The sequence below is a fragment of the Oceanimonas sp. GK1 genome (genome assembly GCF_000243075.1).
Lineage (GTDB): Bacteria > Pseudomonadota > Gammaproteobacteria > Enterobacterales > Aeromonadaceae > Oceanimonas.
In genome coordinates, this window is record NC_016745.1 from 1,714,413 (window position 1) to 1,731,283 (window position 16,871).

18 protein-coding genes are annotated in these 16,871 nt (G+C 58.6%); 8 read left to right on the forward strand and 10 right to left on the reverse strand.

The window, feature by feature from the left end:
* Positions 1 to 41 precede the first annotated feature (41 nt).
* Genes GU3_RS08165 through GU3_RS08175 form a run of 3 tightly spaced genes read left to right on the forward strand, consistent with a single transcriptional unit; the run spans position 42 to position 3,955 of the window.
* On the forward strand, positions 42 to 1,979 hold the full coding sequence (locus tag GU3_RS08165; RefSeq protein ID WP_014292054.1) for a (Fe-S)-binding protein: 1,938 nt from the start codon (positions 42 to 44) through the stop codon (positions 1,977 to 1,979).
* On the forward strand, positions 1,972 to 3,186 hold the full coding sequence (locus GU3_RS08170; protein WP_014292055.1) for an electron transfer flavoprotein subunit alpha/FixB family protein: 1,215 nt from the start codon (positions 1,972 to 1,974) through the stop codon (positions 3,184 to 3,186). The genes GU3_RS08165 and GU3_RS08170 overlap by 8 nt, the downstream gene beginning before the upstream one ends.
* Entirely contained in the window at positions 3,176 to 3,955 is a 780-nt protein-coding gene (locus GU3_RS08175; RefSeq protein ID WP_014292056.1) for an electron transfer flavoprotein subunit beta, read from the forward strand. Before GU3_RS08170 ends, GU3_RS08175 begins: the two co-directional genes overlap by 11 nt.
* Before the next feature lie 84 nt (positions 3,956 to 4,039).
* On the opposite strand, the gene GU3_RS08180 is transcribed toward GU3_RS08175, so the two are convergent.
* The 4 genes from GU3_RS08180 to GU3_RS08195 all read right to left on the reverse strand — a co-directional run bounded on the left by GU3_RS08180 (position 4,040) and on the right by GU3_RS08195 (position 8,351).
* Positions 4,040 to 5,284 (reverse strand): MFS transporter, encoded by a 1,245-nt coding sequence (locus GU3_RS08180; protein WP_050899403.1) that lies wholly within the window; start codon positions 5,282 to 5,284, stop codon positions 4,040 to 4,042.
* A 103-nt stretch (positions 5,285 to 5,387) separates the two neighbouring features.
* Positions 5,388 to 6,173 carry an ABC transporter ATP-binding protein gene (locus GU3_RS08185; protein ID WP_014292058.1) on the reverse strand — a complete coding sequence of 262 codons (786 nt, stop codon included), beginning with the start codon at positions 6,171 to 6,173 and terminating at the stop codon, positions 5,388 to 5,390.
* Positions 6,167 to 7,213 carry an iron ABC transporter permease gene (locus GU3_RS08190; RefSeq protein ID WP_014292059.1) on the reverse strand — a complete coding sequence of 349 codons (1,047 nt, stop codon included), beginning with the start codon at positions 7,211 to 7,213 and terminating at the stop codon, positions 6,167 to 6,169. The genes GU3_RS08185 and GU3_RS08190 overlap by 7 nt, the downstream gene beginning before the upstream one ends.
* 4 nt (positions 7,214 to 7,217) lie before the next feature.
* Complete coding sequence (locus GU3_RS08195) at positions 7,218 to 8,351, reverse strand: ABC transporter substrate-binding protein (RefSeq protein ID WP_014292060.1); 1,134 nt, start codon at positions 8,349 to 8,351, stop codon at positions 7,218 to 7,220.
* Positions 8,352 to 8,530: 179 nt separating this feature from the next.
* Here GU3_RS08195 and GU3_RS08200 point away from each other — a divergent pair, with 179 nt between their 5' ends.
* The 3 genes from GU3_RS08200 (at position 8,531) to GU3_RS08210 (ending at position 10,064) form a co-directional block, all read left to right on the forward strand.
* Entirely contained in the window at positions 8,531 to 9,298 is a 768-nt protein-coding gene (locus tag GU3_RS08200) for an NAD(P)-binding domain-containing protein (RefSeq protein WP_014292061.1), read from the forward strand.
* Positions 9,299 to 9,364: 66 nt separating this feature from the next.
* Positions 9,365 to 9,523: a YqaE/Pmp3 family membrane protein gene (locus GU3_RS16725; RefSeq protein ID WP_014292062.1), complete on the forward strand. Its 159-nt coding sequence runs from the start codon at positions 9,365 to 9,367 to the stop codon at positions 9,521 to 9,523.
* Positions 9,524 to 9,710: 187 nt separating this feature from the next.
* Positions 9,711 to 10,064, forward strand: coding sequence for a DUF4112 domain-containing protein (locus GU3_RS08210; protein ID WP_014292063.1), 354 nt, complete (start codon positions 9,711 to 9,713; stop codon positions 10,062 to 10,064).
* On the opposite strand, the gene GU3_RS08215 is transcribed toward GU3_RS08210, so the two are convergent.
* Positions 10,057 to 10,407 carry a DOPA 4,5-dioxygenase family protein gene (locus GU3_RS08215; RefSeq protein ID WP_014292064.1) on the reverse strand — a complete coding sequence of 117 codons (351 nt, stop codon included), beginning with the start codon at positions 10,405 to 10,407 and terminating at the stop codon, positions 10,057 to 10,059. The two genes, GU3_RS08210 and GU3_RS08215, sit on opposite strands and share 8 nt — an antisense overlap.
* A gap of 208 nt (positions 10,408 to 10,615) precedes the next feature.
* Between GU3_RS08215 and GU3_RS08220 the strand changes: the two genes are divergently transcribed.
* Positions 10,616 to 12,109: a Fic family protein gene (locus GU3_RS08220; protein WP_014292065.1), complete on the forward strand. Its 1,494-nt coding sequence runs from the start codon at positions 10,616 to 10,618 to the stop codon at positions 12,107 to 12,109.
* Between the two features lie 26 nt (positions 12,110 to 12,135).
* Positions 12,136 to 12,495, forward strand: coding sequence for a DUF4112 domain-containing protein (locus GU3_RS08225; RefSeq protein WP_014292066.1), 360 nt, complete (start codon positions 12,136 to 12,138; stop codon positions 12,493 to 12,495).
* A gap of 89 nt (positions 12,496 to 12,584) precedes the next feature.
* Here GU3_RS08225 and GU3_RS08230 read toward each other — a convergent pair whose 3' ends face one another.
* The 5 genes from GU3_RS08230 to GU3_RS17045 form a co-directional block, all read right to left on the reverse strand.
* On the reverse strand, positions 12,585 to 13,031 hold the full coding sequence (locus tag GU3_RS08230) for a hypothetical protein (protein WP_014292067.1): 447 nt from the start codon (positions 13,029 to 13,031) through the stop codon (positions 12,585 to 12,587).
* Between the two features lie 210 nt (positions 13,032 to 13,241).
* The gene (locus GU3_RS08235; protein WP_014292068.1) at positions 13,242 to 13,709 is read right to left on the reverse strand and encodes a hypothetical protein; all 468 of its coding nucleotides are present in this window, start codon (positions 13,707 to 13,709) and stop codon (positions 13,242 to 13,244) included.
* 380 nt (positions 13,710 to 14,089) lie between these two features.
* Complete coding sequence (locus GU3_RS08240; protein ID WP_014292069.1) at positions 14,090 to 14,431, reverse strand: hypothetical protein; 342 nt, start codon at positions 14,429 to 14,431, stop codon at positions 14,090 to 14,092.
* 105 nt (positions 14,432 to 14,536) lie between these two features.
* On the reverse strand, positions 14,537 to 15,568 hold the full coding sequence (locus GU3_RS08245) for an IS630 family transposase (protein ID WP_014292070.1): 1,032 nt from the start codon (positions 15,566 to 15,568) through the stop codon (positions 14,537 to 14,539).
* Between the two features lie 104 nt (positions 15,569 to 15,672).
* Positions 15,673 to 16,809, reverse strand: a complete 1,137-nt coding sequence (locus tag GU3_RS17045) for a DUF4365 domain-containing protein (protein ID WP_148265873.1) — start codon at positions 16,807 to 16,809, stop codon at positions 15,673 to 15,675.
* Between the last annotated feature and the right edge of the window lie 62 nt (positions 16,810 to 16,871).

Here is a 16,871-nt window from a genome sequence, read left to right on the forward strand (position 1 = left end):
TCAGGGGCCGGGGGCAACCCCGGCCCTGCGAGGTGCCCGCTATGTTCGAGCCTGTGATCCCTTATTTGTTAACCCTGGCCTTTGCCCTGGCCGCCATCGGTGCCGCGCGCCGGGTGCGGCTGTGGCGTCGGGGCCAGGTCAGCCCCGTGGCCTTCTGGCAGGGGCTGGCCGCCATGCCGCGCCGCTACCTGGTGGATTTGCACCATGTGGTGGCGCGGGACAAGTACATGTCCAACACCCACGTGGCCACCGGCGGCGGCTTTGTGCTGGCGCTGGTACTGGTGGTGCTGGTGCACGGCCTGGGCCTGCACAGCGCCTGGCTGGTATGGCCGTTGCTGGGAGCCTGCCTGCTGATGACGGTGGGGGCGCTGTTTGTATGGAAGCGTCGCCGCAAGCCCGCCAGTGAACTGCCCAACTCGCGGCTGTCGCGCGGACCCTGGCAGCGGCTGCCGAAAAGCCTGCTGGCGTTCTCCCTGGGCTTTTTTATCGCCACCCTGCCGGCCGCCGGCATTCTGCCCGAGGGCACCGGCAGCGCCCTGCTGGCACTGGTGCTGTTGGCGGTGTGCGCCTGGGGCCTGGGCGAGCTGGTGTTCGGCATGACCTGGGGCGGCCCCATGAAGCACGCCTTTGCCGGTGCCCTGCACCTGGCTTTTCACCGCCGTCCGGCCCGCTTTGGCGGCGGCCGCGATACCGGCCTGAAGGCCATTGATCTTACCGCCGACAAGCTGGGGGTGGAGAAGGTCACTGATTTTAAATGGAACCAGCTGCTGGGCTTTGATGCCTGCGTGCAGTGCGGCCGCTGCGAGAGCAAGTGCCCGGCCTTTGCCGCCGGTCAGCCGCTCAACCCCAAGAAGCTGATCCAGGACATGGTAATAAGCCTCGCCGCCCAAGAAGAAGTGATCTACCGTGGCAGCCCGCACCCGGGCCAGGAAAACGCCGCTCGTACCGGTTGCCCCGACAAGCCGCTGGTAGAGAGCATGCTCGACAGCCAGACATTGTGGTCCTGCACCACCTGCCGCGCCTGTGTGGAAGAGTGCCCCATGATGATTGAGCACGTGGACGCCGTGGTGGATCTGCGTCGCCACCTCACCCTGGAGCGGGGCCAGACCCCGGGCAAGGGCCAGGAAGTGCTGGAAAACCTGATTGCCACCGACAACCCTAATGGCCTGTCTCCGGCCAGCCGCAGCCACTGGGCCGCCGATCTCAATATTCCGCTGATGAAGGAAGTGGGCGAGGTGGACGTGCTGCTGTGGGCCGGCGACGGTGCCTTTGACATGCGCAACCAGCGCACCCTGCGTGCCCTGGTGCAGTTGCTGCGCGCCGGTGGCGTGGACTTTGCTTACCTCGGCAACGAGGAGCTGGACTCGGGCGATCTGGCCCGCCGGCTGGGCGATGAAGCCACCTTCCAGCGTCTGGCCAGGGCCAATATCAAAACGCTCGGCAAGTACCGCTTCAACCGCATCGTCACCGCCGACCCTCATGCGCTGCAGTGCCTGGGCACCGAATATGTCGAGCTGGGCGGGGATTACACCGTGCTGCACCACAGCGAGCTGCTGGCAGAGCTGCACCAGCGGGGCAAACTGGCGTTCAGCAATGGCCAGAGCGGCAAGCTCACCTACCACGATCCCTGCTACCTGGGCCGTTACAACGGCGTCTATGACGCGCCGCGCTACCTGCTCGACCAGCTGGGCTTTGCCCGCACCGAGATGGAGCGCAGCGGTTTCCGCTCCCGTTGCTGCGGCGGCGGCGGTGGGGCCCCGGTGACCGACATTCCCGGTGAGCGCCGCATTGCCGACATGCGCATGGACGACGCCCGGGAAGTGGACGCCGAGCTGATGGCGGTGGCCTGTCCCCAGTGCACCCTGATGATGGAAGGGGTGGTGGAGCCGCGCCCAGAGGTGAAGGACATTGCCGAACTGCTGCTGGCCGCGCTGGTTCAGCCCGCCGAGCAGCCGGAGAAGGAGAAAGCCCATGTCTGACGTTATTCGCAAGGATCCGCGGCTGGCCTGGATTGCCCGCAACCGCCTGCATCCGCGCCACGGCGAGCTGAGTGGCCAGCCCCTGCGCGGCCCCACCGGGCTGCTGCGCAAGAACCCGCGGCCCCAGTGGCAGTACGGCCCCAGCGGCCTGCGCCGGCTGGACCGGGCCAACCTGCAGGCCGCCGGGGTGACCACCCTGGTGCGCCGGGCCAGCGAGCAGCCCCAGCTGCCGCTGCACCGCGTGGACAACCCGCAGCACTACATTGCGGTCTGGCTGCCGCTGTCCGGCGGCCGCCTTACCGCTCATGGCAAGGACGTGCTGGGCCTGGCCCAGCAACTGGCCACGGCCCAGCATCAGGCCACCGCCGTGCTGGGGCTGGTGTGCGGCGAGCTGAAGGAAAGCATTGAGGAAGCGGGCGTGGATCGGCTGCTGCAACTGGACGGAGTCGAGGGCTACCAGCCGGAAGCCTGGACCGAGCTGTGCCTGCAGGCAGACAGCGACTTTCAGCCGCTGCACTGGCTGTTCCCCGATGCCGGCGAGTCTGCCGAGCTGGGCCGGCGGCTGGCGGTGGTGCTGGGCGAACGGCCCGCCACCGGCGTATGGAAGTGGGAAGGCGAGCAGTTGATCGCCCGCAGCGGGGCAGGCCACCAGGACGTGACGCGTCCCCTGTGCCGGGTGCTGCTGCCGCTGGAGGAGTGCGCCATGCCCTGCACCGAATACCGCTACGAGGCGCAGCCGGTGAGCTTTGAGCCGGGCAGCCTGCCGGCCGCCCGGGTACAGGACCGGGGCCGGGTGGCGGTGGATCCCGCCGACATTCCATTGGGCGAGGCGGAGTTTATTCTCTCTGCCGGCAATGGCGTGCACGACTGGGAGCAGTTCCACCGGGCCGCCACCCTGCTGGGGGCCGCCGAGGGGGCCAGCCGGGTGGCGGTGGACGACGGCTTTATGCCGCGCAGCCGCCAGGTGGGTGCCACCGGCACCTGGGTGAGTGCCCGGGTGTATATTGCCGTGGGCATTTCCGGCGCCGTGCAGCATTTGCAGGGCCTGGGCAAGGTGGAAAAGGTGGTGGCCATCAACCAGGACGCCGACTGCGACATGGTAAAACGAGCAAGCTTGAGCGCCATTGGCGACAGCCATGAAATACTGGCGGCGCTGATGGCGCTGGCAGAGGAACAACCGGCCCGGGAGGTGAGTAATGCAGCCTGAACAGTTGACGATTGCGGTGCTGGTGAGTGAAGGCCGCCACCCGGTATCGGGCCGCGCCCGTCGTGCCCTGCAGGACGCCTGCGCCCTGGAGCTGGCCTTTGCCCTGGGCGGCGAGCTGGAAGCCATCCACGCCGGCGATCCAACCCGGCCGGCATTGCAGGATTACCTGGGCATGGGCCTGGAGCGGCTGACGGTGCTGCGCCAGGGCCCGGACGACGACGCCCTGGCGGTGCTGGCACCCTACCTGGAAGAGCAGCAGCCAGACTTGTTGCTGACCGGCATTCACGCCGAGCAGGGCGAAGGCTCGGGCATGCTGCCCTATTTGCTGGCCGAGCACCTGGGCTGGCCGCTGGTGACCGGCATTGCCGCCATTGAGTCGATTGAGGGCGAGGAGGTCACCCTGTTGCAGGCCCTGCCAAGAGGCCAGCGCCGGCGCATTACGACCCGCCTGCCGCTGGTGGCCAGCGTGGACGAAGCCGCCGCCAGCCCGCGCCAGTTGGCCTTTGCCAAAGCACGGCGGGGGGCCATCAGCGAGCAGCAACCGGTGGCGCCCCGGCCCGATGTGGACAGTATCGGCTGGCAGTGGCAGGACGCCAGATCCCGGCCCAAGCGGCTGAAGGTGGCCCGGGCCAAAACCGCCGCCGACCGCTTCAAGCAGGCCACCGCCAAGGCTCAGGGGGGCAAGGGGCAGATCATTCGCAATGATCCCCAGGCCGCCGCCCAGGCCATTTACGACCTGCTGGTGGAAGAGGGCGTACTGCGCAAATAACACTTGTCTTGGGGAAGACAACATAACCACGCCGGCGGAAGCCGGCGTTTTTATTTTCTCATCTCTTATGAAAATGGAAGTCCATCAACATTCGATGCTTTCTCTGTGTGCTGGGTTACCCTGTTTTTCTTCCTTGCGCAGTTGCCGGTACAGGGCCCAGCCCGCTACCAGGCCGCACAGCGCCAGGCCGTACCAGATGGCGGCGGGCGGGGTTGCCGCCGCATCCCCCAGCAGGGCGCCGATCAGCACGTTGCCGAGCAGGGCCACGCAACCGCCCAGGCTGGCGTAAAAGCCGTAATAGCCGCCCAGCGCCCGGTCGCCGGCGTAGTGGGGCAGGTGGGCGGCAAAGAGCGGAAAACAGAGGATAGATCCCAGCGACAGGCAGGCCGCCTGCGTCAGGCTGGCGGCCACCGGCCAGGGTTGCAGCCAGGGCAGGGCCAGGTAGCTCACCCCCATCAGCCCCAGGCCCAGCCCCATGCCCTGGGCCACGCCCAGGCGGCGCTGCACCAGCTGGCTGGCGGGCAGTTGCAGCACCACCCCGATGATGGCGGTGAGGGTGAACACGCCGCTTAGCAGCCCGGTGGCCTGCTGCTGGCTGTTGATGTAGGCGGGCACGGCCAGGTACAGCTGGTGGAACAGCAGCTGGTAGGCGGCGGCCGTCAGGGTAAAGCGCAGGAAGGGGCCGTTGCCGATTAAATCCCGCCATTGTTCGCCCCAGGCGGGTGGCCGCTCCCGCACATGTTGGGGGCTGGGGGGCAGCATCCGCCATTGCAGGGCGGTCAGCAGTAGGAAGATGCCGCCGGACACCAGGCCGGTCACCATAAAGTCGATGTCGGTGAGCAGCATGCCGGCCAGGGGGCCCAGTAGCAACCCAAGCTGGCTGGCCAGGTTGTGCAGGGCAAAGGCCTGTTGGCGCTGGCGGCCGTCCAGGCATTCCGACGCCAGGTAGGCCTGGGCGCAGGGGGTGAAGAGGGCGCCGGCAAAGCCGGTAAGAAAGGCGGCCAGCAGCAGCAGCGGCAGATCTCCGGCCCAGCCGAGCAGGGCAAAGCCCAGGCTGCGGACCAGGCAGCCCAACACGATGGCGGGCCGGTAGCCCAGCCGGTCACCCAGGGCACCGCCCAGCAGGAACAGGCCCTGCTGGCTGAACACCCGCATGCCCATCACCAGGCCGCTGGCCCAGCCGGTCAGCCCCAGGGTGCCACCCAGGTGAAAGGCCAGGTAGGGCAGGGTCATGTAGAAGGCGAGGTTGAAGAAGAGGCCGTTGCACACCAGCAGGCGGGCCGCCGGGCTCAGCATCCGCCAGCTCTGGCGGTAGTGGGTTGTGGTCACGTGATTATCCAAGCGGTGCCGGATGGGCACTGGGGTTGCGTGTTAAGCCATGGTCCCCCGCCTTCGCGGGGGAGACGAACTCAGGGCTGGAGGAAGTCCCGGCCTAGCCGGCCGCCAGGGCAAAGGTGCGGCCCTGGCTGGCGATATCGTCCACGATCACATGGCCGAAGCCGCGGGAGCAGGACTCTACCCGCGCTTCCACCTGGTAGGTGTCGCGCAGCAGCGCCGGGGTGACGATGTCGGCGGTGGGGCCGCAGGCCACCTGGCGGCCGCCGGCGATCACCAGCGCCTGGTCGCAAAAGCGCAGCACGTGGTTGAGATCGTGCAGCGTCACCAGCACCAGCATGCCCTTTTCCCGCGCCAGGTCTTTCATGTGGCCGAGCACCTCCACCTGGCGCGACAGATCCAGCGCCGAGGTGGGCTCGTCCATCAGCACGATGTCGGGCTCGCGCACCAGCACCTGGGCCAGGCTGACCAGCTGGCGCTGACCGCCCGAGAGCTCGCCGAGGTGGCGAAAAGCGAGGGAAGTAATGCCGAGCGCCGCCAGGGTGTGGTCGATGCGGGCCAGCTCCGCCTCGCTCACGCTCCAGCCGCCGCCCTGCTTACAGGCCAGCAGCACCGACTCGTACACGCTGAGCGCGGCACTGGCGGCGCTGTCTTGCGGCATGTAGCTGATGCCGCCGCCTTCCGGCCGCAGGCCCTCTACGTGTACCCGGCCGGGGCCGTCGATCAGGCCGCTGATGCGCTTGAACAGGGTGGACTTGCCGGCGGCGTTGGGGCCGATGATGGCCACCACCTCGCCCGCCTGGAAGGTGGGGGTGGAAATGCCCTGCAGCAGCAGCTGATTGCCGTAGCGGGCACCGAGTGCCTCGAGCCGGATGCTTACCATGAGCGCCTCGTCTGGGACAGGATAAGGGAAACGAAGAAGGGAATGCCAATCAGCGAGGTCACCACGCCGATGGGGAAGATGGTGCCGCTTACCAGCGACTTGCTCACCACCGAGCTGACCGAGAGGATCAGCGCCCCGGCCAGTGCCGAGGCCGGCAGAAAGAAGCGCTGATCCTCGCCGATGATCATGCGCGCGATATGGGGCCCGACCAGGCCGATAAAGCCGATGGTGCCGACGAAGGACACCGGAATGGCCGCCAGCAGGCTTACCAGCAGCAGGGTTTCCAGCCGCAGCCGGCCAACCTTGACGCCGAAGCTCGCCGCCTTGTCTTCACCCAGGCGCAGGGCGGTCAGCGCCCAGGCCCGGCGGACGAACACCGGCAGCACCAGCACCAGCGCCAGGGTGGTGATGGCCAGCTTGGGCCAGGTGGCCTTGCTGAGGCTGCCCATGGTCCAGAACACCACCGCTGACAGGGCCTCGGTCGAGGCGAAAAACTGCACCAGCGCCAACAGGGCGTTGAAGGTGAATACCAGGGCGATGCCGAGCAGCACTATGCTGTTGACCGTCATGCCGCGCCGGGCGCTGAGCAGGTGAATAAGCAGGGCTGCCAGCATGGCCATGATAAAGGCGTTGAGCGGCACCATCCAGGCGATGGCCGCCGGGATAAAGGCCACCCCGAAGGCCAGGGCCAGGGCCGCGCCGAAGCTGGCGGCGGCGGAAATGCCCAGGGTGAAGGGGCTGGCCAGCGGGTTGTTGAGGATGGTCTGCATCTGGGCGCCGGCCACCGCCAGCGCCGCGCCCACCACCACCGCCATCAGTGCGATCGGCATGCGGATTTCCCACAGCACCACCCGTACCTGCAGCGGCACCGAGTCGGGCAGGAACAGCGCCCGTATCACCTCGCCCAGCTCGTAGCGGGCCGGGCCCAGGGCTAGGTCGGCGCACAGGCTGAGCAGCAGCGCGGCGGCCAGCCCCAGCAGGATCAGCTGCCGCCGCCAGACGATGGCCTTGTAACGGCCGCTGCCGGCGGCCGGGGTCATGGCGTTACTCTGCATCGGTCAGCGATACCCAATAGCCGGGACGGTAGTCGACGGGCAGGAAGCGCTGGTGCAGCTCCTTGAAGGTGGCCTCCGGGTCGAGTTCGGCGAACAGCTCGGGGTGCAGCCACTTGGCCATCTGCTGGATGCCCACGAACTGGTAGGGGCTGTTGTAGAACTGGTGCCAGATGGCGTGCATTTGTCGGTGTTGTACCGCCGCAATGCCGGTCATGGCCGGACGATGGGTCAGCGCCTCGAGCTTGCGCCGGGCTTCGGCCTGATCCTGGCCCGGGCCCACGCCCACCCAGCCGCCGCCGGGCACGTAGGCTTCCCACATGCCGCCGGTCACGATGACGTGGTCGGGGTTGGAGGCGATGATCTGCTCCGGGTTGAGGTTGCCGAAGGTGGCGGGAATGATGTCTTTGGCGATGTTCTCGCCGCCAGCCAGGGTCACGAACTTGCCGAAGTTGTCGTCGCCGAAGCTCATGCAGCACTCTTCCGAGTAGCCGCCGGCCCGGTCGATGAACACCTGGGGCCGCGTGGGCTGATGCTGCTCGAGCACCTCGGTCACCCTGGCGATTTCGGCGGCGCGCCAGGCGATGAATTCCTCGGCCTTTTCCTCTTCGCCGAACAGCTGGCCGTAAAGGCGCAGGCTGGGCTCGGTGTGGGTGAAGGGATGCTCACGAAAATCCACGTACACCAGGGGGATGCCGGCGGCGGCCAGCTTCTCGATGTACTTGGCGTCCTCGGTGGCCTGCTTGGACTCGATGTTCATGATGATGACATCGGGGTTGAGCGACACCGCTTGCTCCACGTCGAAGGTGCCGTCCTTGAAGCCGCCGAAGGTGGGGATCTTCGCCATTTCGGGGAATTTTTCCAGGTAGGCGGCGTAGTTGTCCGGATCGGCGCTGGCGAAGTCGTCCCGCCAGCCGACGATGCGCTGGAAGGGATTGTCCCGGTCGAGCACGGCGGTGAGGTAAACCTGGCGGCCTTCGCCCAGGATGACGCGTTGCACCGGCACCTCAATCTCCACCTGGCGGTTGGCGATATCGGTAACGGTAATGGTTTCGGCGGACAAGGCCAGCGACCAGAGGGCCGCCACAACAGTGAGTGCCTTGGTCAGAAGGGGGCTGCGTTGCATGGCATTCTCGTTTGATTATTAGGATGGCAGATGATACTACAAACAATTCTCATTTTGTAAGTGGGTATTTATGTGAACACTATCCTCATCATACTTTTGGTTGAGCAATGAACCATGGCCCGGCATGCTCATCATCACCGATCAGACAAAGCCAGCATTGGCAACATGGGGAAATCGACATGACCATGCCCACCCTCGGCATTTTAGGCGTAGGCCACCTGGCCACTTACACCGTCACCGGACTGCGCAACGGCGGAGATCAACGGCGTATTATCCTGAGCCCGCGCAATGCCGAGGCGGCGAGCCGGCTGGCCGGGCAGTGCCGGTGCGACATTGCCGGCTCCAACCAGGCCGTGGTGGAGGGCAGCGACATCATTCTGCTGGCGGTACGGCCGCAGAGCCTGAGCACGCTGTTGCGAGGGCTGACCTTTAAACCCGGCCAGCTGGTGATCTCGGCCATGGCAGGCGTGTCGCTGCAGCAGTTGCGGCAATACTCAGGGTTGCAGGCCACCACCCTGGTGCGTGCCCTGCCGCCGGCCAGTGTGGAAGTGGGCGCCGGACCGGTGCCGCTGTTTCCGGCCAACGCCGCCGCCGAAACCCTGTTTGGCACCATGGGCAAGGTGATTGTGCTGGAGTCGGAGGCCCTGTTTAACGTGGCCCTGGCCCACGGTTGCCTGCATGGCTGGAGCTATTTTCTGGTGCAGCAGCTCATTGACTGGAGCATGGACCAGGGCATGAGCAAAGAGGCCGCCCGGCAGATGGTGGTGCACTCCATCAGCAGCGCCATGGCGCTTGCCGAGTCCCGCCCCGATCTGGACTATGGCGACATTGGCAAGGCCATTGCGACCCCCGGCACCTTTACCCTGAAAGGCCTGGAGCACATTAAAGCGGGCAATGGTTTGCAGGCCTGGAGTGACGCCATGGATGCGGTGAGCAAAGAGAAGTAAGCTTGGTGGTGTGGTTGTTCTAACCCCCGGGCTAAGCTGCCGGAACGTGATAATGAGGAGCTACCGATGGATTTAATCAGAATACTTATCGCCATCCTGTTGCCGCCCCTGGGCGTGTTTTTGCAGGTGGGCCTTGGCAAGCACTTCTGGATCAATATCATTCTTACCCTGCTGGGCTACATTCCCGGCATAGTGCACGCCGTGTGGGTGATCGCCAAAAAGTGAGGTTTGGTAAAGTTATTGCTGCCGTCTGACCGCCGCAAGTACCTGCGCCGGATTTTGCCATTCCTGCCGTTTGCCTCATCATTCCCACGGCCTGTTTTGTCACTCCCGTGGCCTGTTTTTGTCACTCCCGCGAAGGCGGGAGTCCAGAACAGACGCCACTGTTCTCACTTTGACCACAAGAACCTCCATGCCAGCAAATGACCAAAACCACACCCAACAAACCCGCGAAAAACTCAACCGCCTGGCCTGGCTGCTGGACAGCGCCATTCGCCTGCCCGGCGGCTTTCGCATTGGCCTGGATGGCATCATGGGGCTGGTGCCCGGGGCAGGGGACCTGGCCGGCGCCGTTTTCTCGGGCTACATACTGCTGCAGGCGGTAAAAATGAAACTGCCCGCCAGCGTACTGGCGCGCATGGGCTTTAACATAGTGCTGGAAGTGCTGATCGGCAGCATTCCCATACTGGGCGACCTGTTCGACTTTGCCTTCAAGGCCAACCGGCGCAATATGCGGCTGATGGAGAAGTATTTCGAGTCTACCTGAATTGGCGTAAATCCAGCGCTACCGCATCACCCAGCCAGTAGGCATGGGTGGTATGGTCGGCCAGATCATCGCCGGTATCGGCATGCACCAGCACACTCAGCTCGCCACGATGTTGATCCAGCCAGGGAATAAAGCGGTCAAAGTCGTCATGAGTGAACTTCACCTGACAGCTCCACAGGGTATGCGGCCCTACCGGCTTTTGATGAATGCGCCCCACTTCCAGTGAAAACTCATCGGCAATGCGCTGGCACAGTGCAGTGGCAAAGGCTAGGGTGTTGGCATCGAAATAAATGTGGGCATGGTAGGCGTTGTGGATATTGATTGGGCGTTTGGGATGGGGCATGAGAGAACTCCTTGACTGGGATATGGGCAACAAGCCTTAGGCTCACCGTCTATGCCAAAGAAAAGTGCCCGGTGCATAAAAAAAATTGCCTTAATCTGTCTTTGCATGAAAAATGTTGGCTACGTAATAAAAATTTTCAGCAGCCCCTCACTTTCATGTGCATCATGGCCATGATGCGGACGATGAGGGGCAGCAGGGGAGATGTACTTTGACCTTTGTTGGTTACGCCCACCTTATTCGCTCCTTACCCATTCATGCCATGGAGCCGGTCACAACGGCAGAGGTGCGCACGGTCACGCGCAAAGAGGTGATAGGCACCACTCTGGCCATTCCTGCCAGGCTGGCACCGGAGCCTGATGATATTCTCGGTCACGTACTGTTTGCGCTCAAAAACGAGGGCGTTAACCTTCAGGTGTTGTCCCAGGTATTACCCCTTGTTCCCGAGCCCGAACTGGCTGCCGCCGTTGCCGCCTCACCCAATAGTCAGTATCTGCGCAAGGCCTGTTACCTGTGGGAGCACTACACCGGGCAGACGATCTCATCGGCTCAGGAAAACAGCAGACAGAACTATGTACCGCTGTTTGATCCCGGCCAGTACATTACCGCCAAGGCGGGTACTCGCAATGCCCGCTGGCGGATCACCTTCAACGGCTTTGGCAGTCTGAATTACTGCATCAGTGTGCGAAAAAACCCCGAGCTGGAAGCTTTGCTGGCCAAAAACCTGTTGCGCCAGGTCAGTGAATTTACCGAGTCGCTGCCCAAAGACATTCTCAACCGCACCCTGGCCTGGGCCTACCTGCACGAAACCCGGGACTCCTACGCCATTGAGAAAGAGCTGCCTTCCGAAGACAAGGCCACCCGCTTTGTTAATCTGCTTAAACAGGCCCACACCCCCCGGGAGCTGGACGAGGATTATCTGGTAGAGCTGCAAAATGCGGTGATCAGTAATGTGTTTGCCCTGGCGGCGTCGTTCCGCATTGAGCAAAACTACCTGAGCAATGGCCTGCGCGGTGCCTTGGGGGTGACCTATCTGCCGCCGGATCCACAGCTTGGCAGGGAGCTGATGGAAGAGCTGATGACCCTGGCCAACCATCCGCCTGAGGGAACCGATCCGCTGGTGCTGGCCAGCCTGGTGTCGTTTGCCTTTGTGTTTATTCATCCCTTTATGGATGGCAACGGACGCTTGTCCCGCTTTTTGTTTCATCAGGTACTGTGCCAGCAAGGGGCGTTGCAAAATGGCCTGGTGCTGCCGGTCTCCATTGTGCTTCGCCAGAACGAAGGGGAATACCTGTCTGTGTTACAGGAGTTCTCGGAAAAAGCCCGCCGTTTCTGGGATGTGACCTTTGTGGACGAGGCCCAGTATCTGTTTGACTTCAAGGGCCACGAGGCGATTTACCGCTTCTGGGATGGCACCCGCTGCGTGGAGTTTATGGCCAGGGCCGCCGAGCAGGCTATTGAGCAGCACTTGAAAGATGAAACCATTTTTCTGCACCGGTACGATCAAATCTACCGTCTGATAGACAGAGAGTTTGACGTAATGAACAGTGATCTCTCCCGGCTGGTGATGTTTTGCCTGGATCAGCATGGCCGCATATCAAGCAACCGGCGCAAACAATATCAGTACCGGGTGCCGGAAGAAGTATTTGATGCTCTGGAGCGGGCCTACCGTCAGGTGGTGGCCGAAGACGCACCGCCGGAGTGAAGATACCCCCGACTACAAGGACTGCCATGCCCACCCGTAACTCAAGCCACAGTCAGGAAATCCGCGCCAAACTAAACCGCCTGGCCTGGCTGCTGGACAGCGCCATACGTCTGCCCGGTGGCTTTCGCATTGGCCTGGATGGCATTATCGGACTGGTGCCCGGGGTAGGGGATCTGGCCGGCGCTGCACTCTCAAGCTACATACTGCTGCAGGCCGCCCGTATGAAGCTGCCGGTCACCCTGCTGGCGCGCATGGGGTTCAATATTTTGCTGGAAGTGCTGATCGGCAGCATTCCCATACTGGGCGATCTGTTCGACTTTGCCTTCAAGGCCAACCGGCGCAATATGCGGCTGATGGAGAAGTATTTTGAGCGGGTGGGGCAATAGCGGAGAGTAAAAACACCGGCGAAGGCCGGCGTTTTTACTGAGTGATACAGGGTATGATGCGTCATCACATCATGGATGAACCGGCTGTTTTAAAACCCGTAATCTTTCAAGTGCAGACCAAAGAACGGGATGAGTATTTCTTCTTCAAACATATTCAGTTCAGACTCGGGAACCTTGATAAAGGTCGAGTTATCATTCGGAGACCACCATTTTTTCTCTCCGGAATAGTTGTCCTTTGTCTTAGCGCGAGCAATCACGCGGAACGGTCTGTCAGACCAGCCTTCTCCCATGTTAGAAAAGAAGTTTGCCGGTCCGGTAAACTGTCCAAGAATGTACACGCCTTTATTGCCATGGGTCAGGTAGAAGTAGTCGCCTATATCGGCATTTTTGAAGGCTTGACCTTGTGTGATGCTTGACTGCCCTTTGGCCGGTGTGTCTTTGTGGACGTAAACCAGACGATCTTCAATGGATTGAAGAATGTCTTCGAATGAAAAGTAGTCAGCACCTTGAGAGAGTTTCCAAAACACGGGTTTCATTTAATTATTCCTTTAATGTGACGGTATTAAGTCGCGGATGACGTTCTTATCTATTTGAGCCCATTCTTGTCGCATGTAACCGGAAAAAGCAACGAAAAAGGCAGCGACCCTGACTTCTACTCACGCTAAGCAACCAGTACACGTTGGCAAGTCTGGTTGCTGGGCAATCGCATTTTGCTGTTTCGTATTTTTACATTGGTTTTGTCGGCATTATGCGCGTGGCGCTCTTGTGGATCTTACCTTGTTGTATGGCGTTTCGAATTCACGAAGCAGATAAGCTTCCAGCGCATATGCCAGGTAGGCGTAATCCTGGCTGAAGCCCAGAGTGACGATGTTGGAGAGATCGCGCTCGGCCCATTCTCCCTTGGGCTCATACTTGCGACGGTCCAGGGGAACACCTCTCTGTCCGTCGGCCATACGAATGTAGTTGTTTACTCGGGAGCCAATGCCATGGCCGGTATAGGTTCCACCACCGATGGAAGCCCCCACACCAATGTAGATAACCTCATGATCACCGTTCAACAGCAGGTATACGCCCTGCGTGTCTCCACCGGGCAGCCCTCCGATAAAGTTCCAGGGCTCATTCCAGCCGGGAGTTGCGGCGTCAGTGATGTTCCAGTGTTTTTCAAAAAATGTGGTTGTTAGCTGTTTGACCGAGTCGATGCTGATTTTTTTCATTGTGTTTCCTTAGCGAAACTTGACCTATGGTATTGAAAAATATGGGGTTAAATTCATCTTTTGCGTATCAGTTGACTGCTACCCAAAACCACTCGGGCAAAGCCGTTTTACAAGGCTTTTTCAGAGAAGATCTTTTTGGTCAGACCAGTAGGTTGGACTTCAGCGACACAGTGCCGGGCTGAGCCATATCTTCATCATTGCTTTTCGGCTCTTACCGCGGGTTAACTTGCACTGGGGATCTGGTTGGCGCCGGGCTCGCATACTACACATTGGTGCAGGCCGAGTGCATAAAGTTACATTTGTAGTTGCTAAGCTACTTATTTTTATATATTAATTTAAATTTTCCATCTTTATTTATTGTGATATTCTTTGTTGTTCTTTTAAGAGGTTTTTTCAATCATGCTGATGATTGAGTATTCATCTCTATATGTCTCTTTTATATCTTCTATAACATCTTCTAAAGTTTTACTATTCATTTCCTCGTCCCTTGTTGATGCAATCTTTCTTTCAATTATTACATTGTCTGGGTTTAATTTAAAAACTTCCTTCTCAATTTTTTCCACAAACCCTGTCAAAATGAAAATCATACCAATCTTGTGGCTTCCGAGGGGCGTGGTTATTAAGAAAACAAGAGCTGATTTTCTGCAGGGATCAAAATCTTCACCTTCAATTTCAAACTCAATTTTGAATGATTCAGGGCCGCAATTAAGTATGTTATGCATTTGGATTATTTTTAAACCATACTGAGATATTTCCTCGTGTGAAATATATATGGTGTCATAAATGTCAAATTTTTGGATTAGTTTAAATAACTGATCCTAATAGTGCTACATTTTGGCGATTCCATAACCACTGCCGGGAAAGGGTGAAACCGTGTCCATAAAGTGCCTGACTCGTTTCAGTAGTGACACCATGCTGTGGCACTGGTGATTACGGGTCACCGTTTCATGCAGCTTGTGCCACAGCAGCTCTATCTTGTTTATCCAGGGTGAGTAAACCGGCTGGAAGATAAGGATGAACTTGGGGTTGTCTGCCAGCCAGCTTTGAACCAGCCGACTCTTGTGGATCACGTAGTTATCCAGGATCAGCGTGATGTTCCGGGCTCGTCGGTAGCGCCGCCGTAGCGTTTCTAGCAGCGAAATGAACAGGACCGAGTTCTTCTTATAGCCTGCAACGTACGTCACCTGACCCGTTGTCGCATGCAGGGCTCCGGCCAGGTAGTGCTTTTCATTGATACCCGGTGTCACGACTTTCTTTTGCTGGCCTCGACGCGTCCAGTCCGCTCCCAGCTTGGGGTTAAGATCGATATCAACCTCGTCGGCGTAAAGCACAGGATTATCCTGGCAGCAGTCGGCAAGTGCCTGTTTTACTTGCTCAACCTTGACGTCATAGTCCGGGTCCCTGATGCGCAAGGTAGGTACAACACGACGCCAGACAATGCCTTCACGCGGCAGCCAGCGGCGAAGCGTGGAGGCTGCCATGTTGAGGCTCAACAAGCGATTGACCTCGATGGCAAATAACTCAGTAGACCAGCGGCTGCGCTGGTAACCCAGGTCTTGCGGTGAAAACTGAATCAGCACCTGAAGCACTCGAATAATATGTCGAATCGGCAAAGAAGGTGGTCGCCCCGGTCGCTGCGAACGTAACGCCTCAAGTCCGCCTTCGTGATACCAGTTGAGCCAACGACCCAGTGTTGAACGGGCGGCACCGGTCAGCTGGTGAATTTTCTTGAGCGTGCAGCCTTCGTAACGCAGCAGAATGGCCATGACTCGACGGGCATGCTGCTTGTCGCGCGTGGTCTGAATAATCTTGTGCATTCGGCGTCGCTCTGAGCGAGGCAGGGATGGTAAGATCGGCATGAACTCAGTCCTTTGGGTGTCGTTTTTGGTTTTGTTTGGCGACTGATCAGATCGCACAAACTGGACTGAGTTCCCTTCCTTCAGTGATCTACTATTCGGAACAGCTATTTAATAGCATTATCCAGAATGATTAACTCATTACTGAAATGGAATTCATTGTTTGAGCATCCCACATGGAAATCTAATTTTGGCAATCCATCAAAAATAAATTCTGCAAATATTTTCTCGCCCGATGAACTTAATAACTCAAGTAGCCTTAATGCATTTCTGAATTTATGTATCTCTAATTTAGAGTCTTCCTCAAATGAGAATGAATAACTAGCGGATTTAGTGAATGGGTTTAATTGAAAATCAAAAAAATCCCCCTCAACTCTTAGTTTTTTTAGTTCATCTGGAATCATTGCGTTAAGTGCTGAGTTGTATAGCTTTGCTTCAAATGACAGGCCTGTAGTCAATTTGTTTATTTTGAACCTTATTATTCCAGTTGCAGTAGGCTGTATGTCTGGCATTTCTAAGGTTCCATTTTTAGTATCTATGAATGGAAGTTTGCTTGGTATTCCAAAGCGGGTGTGAAATCCTTTTAACTTTGAAATGCTAACTTGATCTTTTATCCCAAGAGATATATCAATTAGCGTTTTCAAATCTTCTTCACCTTCTGTCGTGAAAGTAAAATTTCCGACACCATCTTCATATCCTGTGGACTTAAGATGAGATCTTTTTGTTTCTATATACTCACTAATATCATTACCGATGTAATTTAATAGACATTTCTTTAAATTCTCCCCATTTGCTTTTTTTAGTAAGTGAGTGTCATTATAATGAACAGTCATGGTTCTCTTGTTGAAATTATTATTTGTTTCGCTTTGCTCTAGCTGATGAAGTCTTCTTAATACTTTTGATATCAGTTCCTTGTCTACGTGTACAACAAAAACTCTTTCAGCAGAGGCTTTTCCATCAAATTCAATGAAAACAAAAAATGACGGTAACTGTGCAGTAATTAACCTTCTTAGGTTTGATAGGCTTATAGATAGCTTTCGTTTATTATGATCAGTTGCTTTCACTTGGACTTTGCACTCTAGTGCTGCTTTATGAATGTTATGAGGGGATACTTCTGTAAAGAATGGGAATTCGACCAAGAAGTCCCAGCCAGTTCTATCTACTTGCGAGCCATTCGGTATTAAACCCGCTTCGGCGCACCAAAAAGTAAATGCGCTTTCTCCCATTAATCCTAGATCTCTCATAGTGGCCTTTTTATGCTTTAATAAAGTTCACGTCTGTTCTTTTAGTTTAGAAATAAATTCAG